This window comes from Mycobacterium simiae (assembly GCF_010727605.1).
GTDB lineage: Bacteria > Actinomycetota > Actinomycetes > Mycobacteriales > Mycobacteriaceae > Mycobacterium > Mycobacterium simiae.
This window is the reverse complement of sequence record NZ_AP022568.1, coordinates 1,315,668-1,328,871: the sequence shown is the minus strand read 5'-3', so window position 1 is coordinate 1,328,871 and position 13,204 is coordinate 1,315,668. Positions and strand designations below refer to the sequence as shown.

Annotated in this window: 16 protein-coding genes; 8 read left to right on the top strand and 8 right to left on the bottom strand. The window is 67.9% G+C overall.

The window, feature by feature from the left end; translation table 11 throughout:
- Nucleotides 1–4: 4 nt before the first annotated feature.
- Nucleotides 5–457 (top strand): hypothetical protein, encoded by a 453-nt coding sequence (locus G6N33_RS06060; protein WP_044510114.1) that lies wholly within the window; start codon nucleotides 5–7, stop codon nucleotides 455–457.
- On the opposite strand, the gene G6N33_RS06055 is transcribed toward G6N33_RS06060, so the two are convergent.
- Genes G6N33_RS06055 through G6N33_RS06045 form a run of 3 tightly spaced genes read right to left on the bottom strand, consistent with a single transcriptional unit; the run spans nucleotide 409 to nucleotide 2,593 of the window.
- Nucleotides 409–891, bottom strand: a complete 483-nt coding sequence (locus tag G6N33_RS06055; RefSeq protein ID WP_044510115.1) for a GNAT family N-acetyltransferase — start codon at nucleotides 889–891, stop codon at nucleotides 409–411. The genes G6N33_RS06060 and G6N33_RS06055 overlap by 49 nt on opposite strands.
- The gene (locus tag G6N33_RS06050) at nucleotides 888–2,000 is read right to left on the bottom strand and encodes an isochorismate synthase (protein WP_044510116.1); all 1,113 of its coding nucleotides are present in this window, start codon (nucleotides 1,998–2,000) and stop codon (nucleotides 888–890) included. The genes G6N33_RS06055 and G6N33_RS06050 overlap by 4 nt, the downstream gene beginning before the upstream one ends.
- Entirely contained in the window at nucleotides 1,997–2,593 is a 597-nt protein-coding gene (locus G6N33_RS06045; protein ID WP_044510117.1) for an acid phosphatase, read from the bottom strand. Before G6N33_RS06045 ends, G6N33_RS06050 begins: the two co-directional genes overlap by 4 nt.
- An 84-nt stretch (nucleotides 2,594–2,677) precedes the next feature.
- Here G6N33_RS06045 and G6N33_RS06040 point away from each other — a divergent pair, with 84 nt between their 5' ends.
- Nucleotides 2,678–3,478, top strand: coding sequence for a ParA family protein (locus tag G6N33_RS06040; RefSeq protein WP_101528597.1), 801 nt, complete (start codon nucleotides 2,678–2,680; stop codon nucleotides 3,476–3,478).
- Nucleotides 3,479–3,624: 146 nt separating this feature from the next.
- Here G6N33_RS06040 and G6N33_RS06035 read toward each other — a convergent pair whose 3' ends face one another.
- Both G6N33_RS06035 and G6N33_RS06030 read right to left on the bottom strand, forming a co-directional pair.
- Entirely contained in the window at nucleotides 3,625–4,845 is a 1,221-nt protein-coding gene (locus tag G6N33_RS06035; protein ID WP_101528596.1) for an Rv3212 family protein, read from the bottom strand.
- Nucleotides 4,846–4,859: 14 nt separating this feature from the next.
- Nucleotides 4,860–6,389 carry a DEAD/DEAH box helicase gene (locus tag G6N33_RS06030; protein ID WP_044510121.1) on the bottom strand — a complete coding sequence of 510 codons (1,530 nt, stop codon included), beginning with the start codon at nucleotides 6,387–6,389 and terminating at the stop codon, nucleotides 4,860–4,862.
- A 247-nt stretch (nucleotides 6,390–6,636) separates the two neighbouring features.
- On the opposite strand from G6N33_RS06030, the gene G6N33_RS06025 reads away from it, so the two are divergent.
- Complete coding sequence (locus G6N33_RS06025) at nucleotides 6,637–7,332, top strand: ferritin-like fold-containing protein (protein WP_044510122.1); 696 nt, start codon at nucleotides 6,637–6,639, stop codon at nucleotides 7,330–7,332.
- A gap of 59 nt (nucleotides 7,333–7,391) precedes the next feature.
- Here G6N33_RS06025 and G6N33_RS06020 read toward each other — a convergent pair whose 3' ends face one another.
- Nucleotides 7,392–8,159 (bottom strand): MmpS family transport accessory protein, encoded by a 768-nt coding sequence (locus G6N33_RS06020; protein ID WP_081662198.1) that lies wholly within the window; start codon nucleotides 8,157–8,159, stop codon nucleotides 7,392–7,394.
- 187 nt (nucleotides 8,160–8,346) lie between these two features.
- Between G6N33_RS06020 and G6N33_RS06015 the strand changes: the two genes are divergently transcribed.
- The gene (locus G6N33_RS06015) at nucleotides 8,347–8,610 is read left to right on the top strand and encodes a DUF3107 domain-containing protein (RefSeq protein WP_044510124.1); all 264 of its coding nucleotides are present in this window, start codon (nucleotides 8,347–8,349) and stop codon (nucleotides 8,608–8,610) included.
- Here the strand turns inward: G6N33_RS06015 and G6N33_RS06010 are convergent.
- Nucleotides 8,607–9,293 carry a TetR/AcrR family transcriptional regulator gene (locus tag G6N33_RS06010; RefSeq protein WP_044512936.1) on the bottom strand — a complete coding sequence of 229 codons (687 nt, stop codon included), beginning with the start codon at nucleotides 9,291–9,293 and terminating at the stop codon, nucleotides 8,607–8,609. The genes G6N33_RS06015 and G6N33_RS06010 overlap by 4 nt on opposite strands.
- Nucleotides 9,294–9,475: 182 nt before the next feature.
- Here G6N33_RS06010 and G6N33_RS06005 point away from each other — a divergent pair, with 182 nt between their 5' ends.
- From G6N33_RS06005 to G6N33_RS05990, 4 genes are all read left to right on the top strand, one after another.
- Nucleotides 9,476–10,510, top strand: coding sequence for a DUF3152 domain-containing protein (locus tag G6N33_RS06005; protein ID WP_081662199.1), 1,035 nt, complete (start codon nucleotides 9,476–9,478; stop codon nucleotides 10,508–10,510).
- Nucleotides 10,511–10,599: 89 nt separating this feature from the next.
- On the top strand, nucleotides 10,600–11,778 hold the full coding sequence (gene moeZ, locus G6N33_RS06000; protein WP_044510126.1) for an adenylyltransferase/sulfurtransferase MoeZ: 1,179 nt from the start codon (nucleotides 10,600–10,602) through the stop codon (nucleotides 11,776–11,778).
- Nucleotides 11,739–12,011, top strand: coding sequence for a hypothetical protein (locus G6N33_RS05995; protein ID WP_163771479.1), 273 nt, complete (start codon nucleotides 11,739–11,741; stop codon nucleotides 12,009–12,011). Before moeZ ends, G6N33_RS05995 begins: the two co-directional genes overlap by 40 nt.
- 34 nt (nucleotides 12,012–12,045) lie before the next feature.
- Nucleotides 12,046–12,900, top strand: a complete 855-nt coding sequence (locus G6N33_RS05990; protein WP_044510127.1) for a TIGR02569 family protein — start codon at nucleotides 12,046–12,048, stop codon at nucleotides 12,898–12,900.
- On the opposite strand, the gene G6N33_RS05985 is transcribed toward G6N33_RS05990, so the two are convergent.
- Complete coding sequence (locus G6N33_RS05985; RefSeq protein ID WP_044510128.1) at nucleotides 12,897–13,202, bottom strand: MGMT family protein; 306 nt, start codon at nucleotides 13,200–13,202, stop codon at nucleotides 12,897–12,899. The genes G6N33_RS05990 and G6N33_RS05985 overlap by 4 nt on opposite strands.
- Between the last annotated feature and the right edge of the window lie 2 nt (nucleotides 13,203–13,204).

Here is a 13,204-nt window from a genome sequence, read left to right as displayed (position 1 = left end):
CGCTGTGAATCGCGCCTGCAGCAGACCGGCCAATCCGCCGCCGTCCGCCGTCCGCGGCGCGGGGTTCATCGTTGCAGCCCAGGGCCTGGCGGCGCTGGCGATGGCGGCAATCCTGGTGGTGCGGGCAATCGCGGGGGCCGACCAGCGGATCGTCAACGGCCTCGGCACCGCGGTGTGGTTTTTGCTGATCGGCGGTGTGGTGCTGAACGCGGGACGGGCATTGGTGATCGGTCGGCGCTGGGGCCGCGGGCTTGCCGTGTTCACCCAGCTGCTGCTGTTGCCGGTGGCCTGGTATCTCGCCGTCGGTTCGCACCGGCCGGCCATCGGCATCCCCGTTGCTGTGGTGGCGTCGACGGCGCTGGCCTTGTTGTTCAGTCCGTCGGCGCTGCGCTGGGCCGCCGCCGACGATCAGCGCGGTCCGGCCAGCTCGGCGAGCGCCGACCCGGACAGCCGGTAGGTGGTCCACTCGTCCTGCGGTTGTGCGCCAACGCCGTCGTAGAGCGTGATCGCGTCGACGTTCCAGTTCAGCACCGCCCAGGACAGCCGCGTGTAGCCGCTGTCGACGCATTCACCGGCCAAGGTCGCAAGCAGCCGGCGGGCCAGGCCGCGGCGACGAAATTCGTTGCGCACGAACAGGTCCTCCAGGTAAATGCCGCCGACACCGTCCCAGGTGGAGAAGTTGACGAACCACAGCGCCATCGCCGCAATCGCGCCGTCGACCTCGGCGACGTGCGCGTGTACAATCGGACTGCTGCCGAAAAGAGCTGTGCGAATTTGCTTTTCGCTGACCGTGCACTGATCGGCGGCGTGTTCGAATTCGGCCAACGCGTGGATCATATCGGTGATGTCGGCGGCGTCCGCGGGTATGGCGCGGCGGATAGTCTCGCTCACTGCTCAACTCCTAGTGCGGTGAGTATCGTGGCGAATTTTGTTGTGGTTTCCCTTACTTCATCGTCGGGATCCGATTCCGCGACGATGCCGCCACCGGCGCGGGCCGTCGCGGTCCGGCGATCCGCCGACAACTGTGCACAGCGGATGGACACCACCCAATAGCCGTCGCCCGCGGCATCGCAGCAGCCTACCGCCCCGGCGTAGAAACCACGATCGCCCTCCAGTTCGGCGATGAGCTCGGATGCTGCCTTGGTCGGCACTCCGCCGACAGCCGGGGTCGGGTGTAACGCCAGCGCGAGATCGATTGCGGTGGTTGAGATATCGCGCAGGCGGCCGCTGATCGGGGTGCATAGATGCCAGACCGCCGCGGTGCAGCTCAGCTGCGGTTCGGCCGCGATGGTCAGGTCGCTGCACAGTGGGTCCAGCGCGGCGCGCATCGTGTCGATGACTAGCTGATGTTCGTGGCGGTCCTTGGCGGAGGCGGTCAGCGCGGCGGCGTTGGCGGCGTCACGTTCGGGGTCGGCCGCGCGCGGGGCCGACCCGGCGAACGGCTGGCACGTCACCCGATCGCCGACGCGCGCGACCAGCAGCTCCGGGCTGGCCCCCACCAGCGCTGTGCCCGCGTAATCCATACCCGCAGCACTCAAGTCGACCAAGTAACTGTAGGACGCGGGGTCGTTGGCGACGAGGCGGCGCAGGATGGTGCGACCGTCCAGCGCCCCGTCGGCGCTCAGCCGCAACGCGCGCGCCAACACCACCTTGCGCAGTGTGCCGCCCCGTGCGGTCAGCGCGTCGCGGGCCCGGCTGATCCGGGCGCGGTAGTCGGCCGCCGGCGGCATGGCGGCCGCGATGCGTACCGGGGGCAGCGGACCCGTTGGCCAGTCGGGCGGCGTATCGCCGCGACGCACGGCCTCCGGCACCATCAGGGCCGCCGGCTTTTCAAGGTCGAAAGGCAAGGCGCCCACGACAATTGGAGCCGCACCAGACGTCAATGCGCCGCGCGCCGCCGGCAGGTCGGGATAGCGCGCCCGCACACCTTCGCCGATCAAGGTGCCACGCGGGCCGCACAGCGCGAACGGCGGCTCAGGGGTCGGCTGCTCGGGCTTCACACCGTCTGACCGGTCAGCCCGAGGGCGAGCAGCTCCCGTATCCCGTGCTCGAAGCCGCACACCGCCACCGAGGCCGTGCGCATACCGAATCGTCGACCCTCCACCAGCGGTAACTCGACCCAGCGGGTGATCACCGCACGGGAGAAGTGGCCGTGGCTGACGAATACTACGTCGCGCGATTCCAGTTGCGGCAGCGCCATAGCGATCGCCCGATCGGCGCGATCGCTGACCTGGGCGACGCTCTCACCGCCGGGACAGCCGTGCGTCCACACCAGCCAATCGGGGACGCTCTCCCGGATTTGTTCGGTTGTGCGGCCTTCGTATTCGCCGTAGTCCCACTCGGCGAGCAGCGGGGACACCTCGTCCGGCGTTAATCCCGCCAACTCCGCGGTGACCACGGCGCGTTGCCGCGGGCTGCTGACCACCAGCGGGTTGTGCAGGCTCAAACCGCTGAGCACCCCGCCCGCCAGCTTGGCCTGGGTCCGGCCGGCCTCGGTGAGGTCAATCTCGGTGGTGCCGGTGTGCTGGCCCGACAACGACCATTCGGTTTCGCCGTGCCGAAGCAGGAGCAGGCGATGGTTGTGCAGGCCCATGTCGATTGATTCTGCCTGACGCGTTGCCGGATCCCGCGAGGGAAGTCCTGAGCAACAGGTACCGAACGTGCCAGGATGGCAAGTGTGAGTGAGACGCGAGTACTGGCGGTGGCCAACCAAAAGGGCGGAGTCGCCAAGACAACGACGGTTGCTTCGCTGGGCGCCGCGCTGACCGAAAGCGGCCGCCGAGTGTTGCTCGTCGACCTGGACCCGCAGGGCTGTCTGACGTTCTCGCTCGGGCAGGATCCCGACAAGCTGCCGGTGTCGGTGCACGAGGTGCTGCTCGGTGACGTCGAGCCGGGCGCCGCACTCGTCGCCACGATCGAGGGAATGACGCTGCTGCCGGCCAACATTGACCTGGCTGGCGCCGAGGCGATGCTGCTGATGCGGGCCGGCCGCGAGTATGCGCTCAAACGCGCGCTGGCCAAGGTCGCCGACCAATTCGACGTGGTCGTCATCGACTGCCCACCGTCGCTGGGCGTGCTCACCCTCAACGGCCTGACGGCCGCCGATGAGGTGATCGTGCCGCTGCAGTGTGAGACGCTGGCGCATCGCGGCGTCGGCCAATTCCTGCGCACGGTCGCCGACGTCCAGCAGATCACCAACCCGGACCTGCGGCTACTGGGCGCATTGCCGACGTTGTACGACTCGCGCACCACCCACACCCGCGACGTGCTGCTCGACGTCGCCGACCGCTACAACTTGCCGGTGCTGGCGCCGCCGATCCCACGCACCGTGCGCTTCGCCGAGGCCAGCGCGTCGGGCTCGTCGGTGATGTCGGGCCGCAAGAACAAGGGCGCGGTGGCCTATTCGGACCTGGCCCGGGCGTTGATCAAGCACTGGAAGACCGGGAAACCGCTGCCGACGTTCGCCGTCGACGCGTAAGTCGGCCCAGGCGCAGGTCAGCGCCTTTCGGCGTGCGTCGATGGCGTTGGGTGTGCGGTCGCGGTGCAAGGGCCCGGGGCGTGTCGCCGCCAACAGTCCACATTCAACGCCGCCGGCCCACGGGCGACGCATTAACCGCTGGGTGTTCAGCCCAGCCCTACCACTGAGTCGCCCCGCTGCTCAAACACTCTCGAACCGGACACGGCCGGCACCACCGGGGTGTCGGTCGGCGTTCGGTGCACGGGAATGTAGCGCTCGTTGGCACCGGTGACGGGGTCATAGACGCCGATCGCGCCGGTCACGGGGACCAACAGCTTGCCCGCCATCATGGTGCCGGGCCCCAGCGGAACGGTCTGCGGGCCCGCGGCGATGGTGTAGCGCAGGGTCAGGCTGCTGGCCTCGAAGACCAGCACGGAATCGCCGGTCCACCAGGTCACCAGGTTGCCGGCCTGCGACACCACCGACTTCGACGGCACCTTCGGCAGCAGCGTGCTACCGACGGTGGTGCCGGTTTCGTCGATCACCTCGACGCGCGGCTGCGTGCCGGAAACACCGGGCAGGTACACAGCCGTGTTGCTCTGCCAGACGGTCAGGACCTGCGCACCAGAGTTCGGCCCCAGCCTGGGCTCGGCGACGAAATGTTGCTGGGGCTCGTCGTCTTCCTTTCCCGGACGCAGCAACGCCAGCCGTAGGTCTGCCTGGTTCGCGCAGGTCTCCAGCACCGAGACGGCCAGCGAGCTGGCCGCCCCCGAGTGCAGCGTGCATCCGGAATGCAGCCCGCGCGCCGACGGCTTCACCCGGGCGTCGGTCTCGCCGTAGGCCAGCATCCGGACCATGTCCGAGCGCCACAGCTCCAAGCGGGTGTCGCCGACCGACAACACCGTGGTGCCGTCCGACGACAGGTGCACCTGCGGGTCGGCATAGCTGCTGCGGGCGGGGCCGCGCCGGCCGGTGGACCCGTCGATAGTGCTGACCTGTCCGCAGCCGCGGTCGTCACGGTAGACCGCGACGGCGTAGTGATACACCCAGGACAGGCCGCACAACGCGGTATCACGCGCATAGCTCCAACGCGTCTGACCGGTGCCGGGATCCCGCCCGGTCACCTCGCGTCCCTCGGCGGTGACTACCGTTCCGCCCACGATCACGGGGGCCGTGCTGGCGGAGCTGTCGGCGGTCCACAGCTGCTTGAGGCTGCCCGGCACCTCGCGGGCCAGGCTCGGGTTGGGCGCCGGCGTCGCGGCGGGCCGGCTGATCGTCGCCCGGGCATCGCTGGTCCACCAGATCAGTGCCGCGGTGACCACCACAACAACCGCGATTGCCGCGGCGGCCAACAGATCGCCCTTCGTGCGGCGTTCGGGTTTGACCATGCCTGGGCTGTCGGTCAGTTGGCTTGCGCGGCGGCTTCTGCGGGCTTGCGGCGACGGCGACGACGGCTCTTCCCGCCGCCGTTGGTTCCGGCGCTGCCGTTCGGCGACGCCGCACCGGTCGGTGTCTCGGCGGCTACGCCGTCGCCCTCAGCGGCCGGGCCGTTGCTGCCGTCCGGGTGACCAGTCACGGGCTGGCCGCCGCGGGTGCGCCGTCGGCGATTTCCCGAACGGGTCCGCGCGGGCCGCTCCGATGTCGAGGTGCGCTGCTCGGTCTCGCGCCGCTTGACCGGCGATTTGCGTGGCGTGCCGACGGTGCCGCTGGCGTCGGCGGGAATACCCAACTCGGTATAGAGATGCGGCGAACTGGAGTACGTCTCGGCTGGGTCGGGAGACCCCAGGTTCAGGGCTTTGTCGATCCCGGCCCATCGGGGCAGTTCATCCCAGTCGACCAGGGTCACGGCGATACCGGTCTTGCCGGCGCGACCGGTACGGCCGATGCGGTGCACGTAGGCCTGCTCGTCCTCGGGGATCTGGTAGTTGATGACGTGCGTGATGTCGTCGATGTCGATACCGCGGGCGGCCACATCGGTCGCCACCAGCACGTCGACATCACCGGCCCGGAACGCCTTGAGCGCCTTTTCGCGGGCGATCTGCCCGAGATCGCCGTGCACGGCACCGACCTTGAACCCGCGCTCGGCCAATTCGTCGGCCACCTTCTGTGCGGTGCGCTTGGTACGGGTGAAAATCATTGTCGCGCCGCGGCCCTCGGCCTGCAGCACCCGGCTGACCAGTTCCACCTTGTCCAGCGCGTGGGCGCGGTAGACGAACTGCTCGGTGGTGTCGTGCGTGGCCGCCGAGTGCGGGGCCTCGGCCCGGATGTGGGTGGGTTGGTCCATGAACGTGCGGGCCAGGGTGATGATCGGATCCGGCATGGTCGCCGAGAACAGCATTGACTGCCGGTCGGCCGGGATCTGGCGCAGGATGCGCTCGATGTCGGGCAAAAAGCCTAGGTCGAGCATCTCGTCGGCCTCGTCGAGGACCAGCACCGACAGCCCACCGAGCTGCAGGTGGCCCTGCTGGGCCAGGTCGAGCAGGCGACCCGGGGTGCCCACCACGACGTCGGCGCCGGCGCGCAGCGCGTCGATCTGCGGCTCGTAAGCACGTCCGCCGTAGATCGACACCACCGACAGCGGGCGATCGTCCTCGGCGATCAAGTATTTGGCGGCGGCGGCCAGGTCCTCGGTGACCTGCAGGCAGAGTTCCCGGGTGGGGACTACGACCAGCGCGCGGGGCGTGCCGTTGAGGGGTCGCACCCCGACGCCGTTGGTGATGCGCTGCAGCAGGGGGACGCCGAAGGCCAAGGTTTTGCCCATCCCGGTGCGGGCCTGGCCGATGACGTCGTCGCCGGCCAGCGCCATCGGCAGGGTCAGCTCTTGGATGGCGAACGCGTGCTCGATGCCCTTTTCGGCCAACGCTCGGACGATTTCGTCGCGGACGCCGAGTTGAGCGAAAGTGGGTTCAGTTTTGCTTGTGAGTGCGGTCATGCGTAGGTGAGGTACCTTTCGGTGACTATTCGATTGGGTCGGTTTTCTGTCGCGGTCACGCGCGCACGAATTCCGACTCCCAAGTCGCCGAGTCGCTGGTCCCCGCTGAATTCAGGCGGGCCAACTGTGCACGCACATTTCGCCGATAGCGGCGGCAGAAAGAAATACAGCCACTATCTATCTGCATGATAGCTGGTCGACAGCTGCAACCCATCCTCGCACCAGTCCGCCGACTACAGTGATGCCCATGACTTCGGCCTCCTCTGCCGACCAAGTGGACGATCCGGCTTCCCCAGGAATCAGCGCGGATCACCCCGGCATCAACGAACTGTTGGCAGTGCTCGCCTATGGCGAGGTGGCCGCCTTCTACCGGCTGACCGACGAGGCCCGCATGGCTCCTGACCTGCGGGGACGCATCTCGATGGCGAGCATGGCGGCCGCCGAGATGATGCATTACGAGTTGCTGCGCGATGCCCTGGAAAGCCGCGGTGTCGACGTGGTTTCGGCGATGTCGCGGTACGTGTCGGCGTTGGAGAACTACCACCGATTGACGATGCCCAGCACCTGGCTGGAAGCGTTGGTGAAGACCTATGTCGGCGACGCGCTGGCCGCCGATTTGTACCTCGAGATCGCCGATACGCTGCCCGACGAGGTCGCCGATGTGGTGCGGGCGGCGTTGTCCGAAACCGGGCACTCGCAGTTCGTCGTCGCCGAGGTCCGCGCCGCGGTCACCGCCAGCGGCAAACAGCGCAGCCGGCTGGCGCTGTGGGCTCGCCGACTGTTCGGTGAGGCGATCACCCAGGCCCAGTATTTGCTGGCCGACCACGATGAGCTGGTCGACTTGGTGGTATCAGGCGCGGGTGGGCTGGGCGCGCTCAGCGCGTTCTTCGAACGCATGCAGCAAACCCACGACCGACGGATGCGCGAGCTGGGTCTGAGCTGAGGCTCAGCCGTGATCGCGGACGCGGCGCAGCTGTTCGCAGCGGGTCACGGCCATCGGACTTAGCGCGTGCAGGTCGCCAGGTTCGAGTTGTTGGCCGACGCCACCTCTACCTTGCCCTCGGCATTGACGATCGCGCAGTTGAGCCGGCCCACGATGCTGGTAGCGACGACGGAACGGGTCGTCACCCCGGGGTTCAGGACCACCACTTTGGTCCACGGCAGCGACACGTTGAACTCGGTCTGAGGGTAGCCGCGAGCATCGGTGTAGACGACGTTGACGAGGTCGAGCAGTTGCTTCGTTCCGGTCACGCTGTAATACACGGTGTTGGGATTCACTGCGGCCCTTGGTGGTACGACCACGGGAGGCGGGGAGACCAGCGGCGGCACGGTCGGGGCCGCGCTCGGCGTAGTCAGGGTCGTGACGGTCTCCGGCGGTAGCTGCCCAGCGACGGAGGTGCTCGGCGACGGGCTGCGCGAAGCGGTCGGCGTGCTGGAGCTCCGCGGCGCGGACGTCAGGGTCGTGGGAGCCGGAGCCACCGTGCCCTTCGTCGAGGCACTGTCGCCGCTGTTGATGATGACCGCGGTCGCGATGGCACCGATCGCGATGATTGCGCCCAGCAGTGCGACGGCCGGTCGCCAGCTGCCGACGGGCCACAGCAGCTCCCTGTATTCGTCGTATTCGTCGTCGACGTAATCGTCTTCGTCGTAGCCATCATCCCCGTAGCCGTCGTAATCGGCTCCGGCGTAGGCGTCGTCGTCGGGGTAGTCGTGGACGCGGCCACGGACTAGGCCGGGACGATCATCAAGCGTGTTTCTGATGGTGCCGATGTTACTGACGTGAAAGCGCCGGCATCGGCGCCGAACGGCCGCCTTGACCTAGCTGAGAACGAATCGTTATCGGCCGTTAGAAACGGTTTCGCTTACCGCGAACTCGCGCCGGTGGCCGGGGCACCGGTCGCGTCCACTAGCCTGCAGCTGACACGCCTGCGACGGAAGAACTACGGAAGGGGCCATCGTGGAGGTCAAGGTCGGTATCACGGACAGCCCGCGCGAGCTGGTCTTCGCCAGCGCACAGACGCCCACCGAGGTGGAAGATGCCGTGAACGCCGCACTGCGTGAGGGCTCGGGCCTGCTCAGCCTCAGCGACGAGAAGGGCCGACGCTACCTGATCCAGACCGCCAAGATCGCCTACGTCGAGATCGGTGCCGCCGACAGCCGCCGAGTTGGCTTCGGCATCGGCCTGGGCGCCGAGGCGAAGCCGAGCGGAAAGACCCGCTAAGAGCGGGTGAGCGGCACGTGGGACAACCCACCCCACGCGAACGCGACAGTGCCGTCGACGGCGTCCGACTTGGAGATCGGGCGATCTGAGTCCAGCCAGTAACGGGCGCAGTCGACACTGATGCCGACCAGACCCACCGCGATCATCCGGGCGCGGTGGGGGTCCAGGCCCGAGTCGGCGCTGATCAGCGCGAATACCGCATCGATGCACGATTCGGTGGCCGCGCGCACCTGCGCGGCGACCTCAGGCTCGGTGACGTAGTCGTTTTCAAAGATCAGCCGGTAGCCCTGGCTGTCGTGCTCGATGAAGTCGAAGAACGCCTGGACCGCCGCATGCAACCGCTGCCGGTTGTCGGTCGTGGTGCTCAGGGCGTTCTGCACACCCGACACCAAATTGTCGACGTGCCGGTTGAGCACCGCCAGATACAGCTCCAACTTGCTCGAAAAGTGTTGGTACAGAACGGGTTTGCTAACTCCTGCCCGATCGGCGATCTCGTCCATGCCGGCCGCGTGATAGCCGTGGTCGACGAAGACGTCGCTGGCCACGATCAGCAACTGGCCGCGACGCTCGTCGCGCGGCAACCGGTTACCCCGCCGGTTTGCATTCGCAATGCCGTCACTGGGCCGTCCGCGGTCACCCGATCTGACAGCACGCCGTGCCGCCGACTTGGCGAGATCGCTCACTTGGTCCTCATTTGGATCGTGGCGACCAGCCATCCAACAGGCTGGCCGCGCTTCGCTCGTCGCACAGACATTACTACCCATCATGTGCCCACGACCGGCATCGCCGCCGTCGACGCAGGCGGAACGGGTGTTGTCGGGCGCGCCAGGGGCGCCCGAGCACGCGGCTGTGCCATCCTGGGGCAATGACGTCCGAGCCGCCAACGCACGGCCCCGGTCGGGTGCCCGTGCTGCGCGACGAGTGGCGGGAGCCCCTTCGCGCGCTGCGCGACCCCATCGCCGCGGGTCCCGGACGGGCGCGCGCCGACCGGGAGCGGCCCCGGCGTTGGCGCAAGCAAACCTGGCTGGGCCGGTTCGTGTCGACCTACGGTTGGCGCGCCTACGCGCTGCCCGTGTTGGTGGTGCTCACCGCGGTCGTCATCTATCAGACGGTGACCGGCGTCGGCGAGCCCAAACCGACCGAGGTCAAACCCATTCAGGGCCCGCCGGCGATCGGCGCGACGGGCACGGCCATTCTCGACGCGCCGCCGCGCGGCCTGGCCACCTTCGACGCCAACCTGCCGGCCGGGACGTTGCCGGACGGCGGGCCGTTCACCGAAGCCGGCGACAAGACGTGGCGCATTGTGCCAGGCACCACGCCGCAGATCGGGCAGGGCACCGCGAAGGTCTTCAAGTACAGCGTCGAGGTCGAGAACGGTCTGGATCCCGCAATGTTCGGCGGTGACGATGCATTCGCGACCATGGTCGATCAGACGCTGGCCAACCCCAAGGGTTGGACGCACAATCCGCAGTTCGCCTTCGTCAGGATCGACGGGTCCAACGGGGCCAAGCCCGATTTCCGGATTTCGCTGGTATCCCCGGTCACGGTGCGCGAGGGCTGCGGCTACGAGTTCCGGCTGGAGACCTCCTGCTACAACCCCGTCTACGGGCCCGACCGCCAGGCGCGGGTGTTCATCAACGAAGCGCGCTGGGTGCGCGGGGCGGTGCCCTTCGAAGGGGATATCGGCTCGTACCGGCAGTACGTCGTCAACCACGAGGTCGGCCACGCCATCGGTTACGTGCGTCACGAGCCGTGCGACAAGCAGGGCGCATTGGCTCCGGTGATGATGCAGCAGACGTTCTCGACCTCCAACGACGACGGCGCCCAGTTCGACCCCGAAAGTGTCAAGGCCGACGGGAAGGTCTGCCGCCCCAATCCCTGGCCGTATCCCATCGCCTAGCTGCGGCGACGCGTTGAGTGGAAGCAACGCCCGGGGTAGCGGCGTTTACTTCTCTTAGTGAGTCGCGCAGTTGACCGAGGAGATGTTCGGTGTCCGCATCGTTGCCGCCATTGGTAGAGCCCGCCGGCGAGCTGAGCCGCGACGAAGTCGCCCGGTACAGCCGCCACCTGATCATCCCCGACGTGGGCGTTGACGGGCAGAAGCGGCTGAAGAATGCCCGGGTGTTGGTGATCGGCGCCGGCGGCTTGGGCGCGCCCGCGTTGTTGTACCTGGCCGCGGCCGGAGTTGGGACGATCGGCATCGTCGACTTCGACGTCGTTGACGAATCGAACCTGCAGCGCCAGATCATTCATGGGGTGGCCGATGTCGGGCGCCCCAAGGCCCAGTCGGCGCGCGACTCGATCCACGCGATCAATCCGCTGGTCGATGTGCGGCTGCACGAGTTCCGGCTGGAGGCGGACAACGCCGTGGACCTGTTCGCGCAATACGACGTGATCATGGATGGCACCGACAACTTCGCCACCCGCTATCTGGTCAACGACGCCGCGGCGCTGGCCGGCAAGCCCTACGTGTGGGGCTCGATCTACCGCTTCGAGGGGCAGGTCTCGGTGTTCTGGGAGGACGCCCCCGACGGGCTGGGCCTGAACTATCGCGACCTCTACCCGGAGCCGCCGCCGCCGGGCATGGTGCCGTCGTGCGCCGAAGGAGGCGTGCTGGGCATCATCTGTGCGTCCATCGCGTCGGTGATGGGCACCGAAGTGATCAAGCTGATCACCGGCATCGGCGAATCGCTGCTGGGCAGGTTGATGATCTACGACGCGCTGGAGATGAGCTATCGCACGATCAGGATTCGCAAGGATCCGTCGACGCCCAAGATCACCGAGCTAATCGACTACCAGGGATTCTGCGGCGCGGTTTCTGAGGACGCGGCCGAGGCGACCAGTGACTCCACCATCACCCCTCAGGAACTGCGCGAGCTGCTGGACTCGGGCAAGAAGCTGGCTCTGATCGACGTGCGGGAGCCGGTCGAGTGGGACATCAACCACATCGACGGCGCGCAGCTGATTCCGAAGTCATTGCTCAATTCCGGTGAGGGCCTGGCGAAGCTGCCGCATGACCGTCAGGCGGTGCTGTATTGCAAGACCGGCGTGCGCTCGGCCGAAGCACTGGCCGCGGTGAAAAAGGCCGGCTTCTCGGATGCCGTCCACTTGCAGGGCGGGATCGTGGCGTGGGCTCAGCAGATGCAACCCGACATGGTGATGTACTGACGCGCATCGTCGCCCGGCTGGGCTGGATTGCCGCCCCCGCCCCCTCGGTGCTGCGCACCTGGGGGTGCCCCCACAGCGCGTCCGTACTGACGCGCATCGTCGCCCGGCTAGGCTGGATTGCCGCCCTCGCCCCCTCGGTGCTGCGCACCTGGGGGTGCCCCCACAGCGCGTCCGTAATGACGCGCATCGTCGCCCGGCTAGGCTGGATTGCCGCCCTCCTCAGCGCGTCGTAATGACGCGCATCGTCGCCCGGCTAGGCTAACCCGCGTGAGTGTCGAACCGCCGCCAGAGCATGTGCTTTCGGCATTCGGTTTGGCCGGGGTTAAGCCCATCGCCCTGGGTGCCAGTTGGGAGGGCGGCTGGCGGTGCGGGGAAGTCGTCCTCTCCGTCGTGGCCGACCACGCCCGCGCCGCTTGGTCGGCGCGGGTTCGCGAGACGCTGTTCGTCGACGGCGTGCGACTGGCCCGTCCAGTCCGCTCGACCGACGGCCGATACGTCGTCTCGGGTTGGCGTGCCGACACCTTCGTCGCCGGCACGCCCGAGCCCCGGCACGACGAGGTCGTCTCCGCCGCGGTGCGACTGCACGAGGCCACCGGCAAACTGGAACGCCCCCGATTCCTGACGCAGGGGCCGACCGCTCCGTGGTCAGACGTCGACGTGTTCATCGCCGCTGACCGTGCCGCATGGGAAGAGCGTCCGCTGCAGTCGATTCCACCGGGTGCGCGCACCGCCCCGCCGACCGCGGACGGGCAGCGCTCGGTCGAGCTGATCAACCAGCTCGCGACGCTGCGTAAGCCGACCAAAAGCCCCAACCAGCTGGTGCACGGAGACCTTTACGGGACAGTACTTTTCATCGGCACCGCAGCACCCGGCATCACCGACATCACTCCGTACTGGCGGCCGGCCTCGTGGGCGGCCGGCGTCGTCGTCGTCGACGCGCTGTCCTGGGGTGAGGCCGACGACGGGCTCATCGAACGCTGGAACGCGCTGCCGGAGTGGCCGCAGATGTTGTTGCGCGCGTTGATGTTTCGCCTTGCAGTGCATGCGCTGCATCCTCGTTCGACGGCGGAGGCCTTCCCCGGTCTGGCGCGCACGGCCGCCCTAATTCGGTTGGTGCTCTAGTCCGAGGGAAACTCGTAGCGAACTTCGCCGAGCGCAATTCTGCCGTCAACGGCGAGAACCCCCTCGGCGCGCAGCATTTCGAGTTGCCGGGTAGTCAGGTGCCGGGCCGGGCGCCCCGACGCCGTGATCACTCGGTGCCAGGGCAGATCCGACGAGTCGGTGCGCATGATCCAGCCGACGATCCGCGGGCTGGAAAGGCCCGCGACAGCGGCGATGTCGCCGTAGGTGGAGACCCGACCCGAAGGGATGGCCGCCACTAGGGCGCGCACCCGCTCGACTTGCTGGTCGGTCACCGGCGGCACGG

Coding starts and splice junctions, on each gene's coding strand:
- G6N33_RS06045 (WP_044510117.1), bottom strand. CDS start 2,593: ATGGGCCTGCACAACCATCGCCTGCTCCTGCTTCGGCACGGCGAAACC.
- G6N33_RS06035 (WP_101528596.1), bottom strand. CDS start 4,845: ATGGTCAAACCCGAACGCCGCACGAAGGGCGATCTGTTGGCCGCCGCG.
- G6N33_RS06030 (WP_044510121.1), bottom strand. CDS start 6,389: ATGACCGCACTCACAAGCAAAACTGAACCCACTTTCGCTCAACTCGGC.
- G6N33_RS06025 (WP_044510122.1), top strand. CDS start 6,637: ATGACTTCGGCCTCCTCTGCCGACCAAGTGGACGATCCGGCTTCCCCA.
- G6N33_RS06005 (WP_081662199.1), top strand. CDS start 9,476: ATGACGTCCGAGCCGCCAACGCACGGCCCCGGTCGGGTGCCCGTGCTG.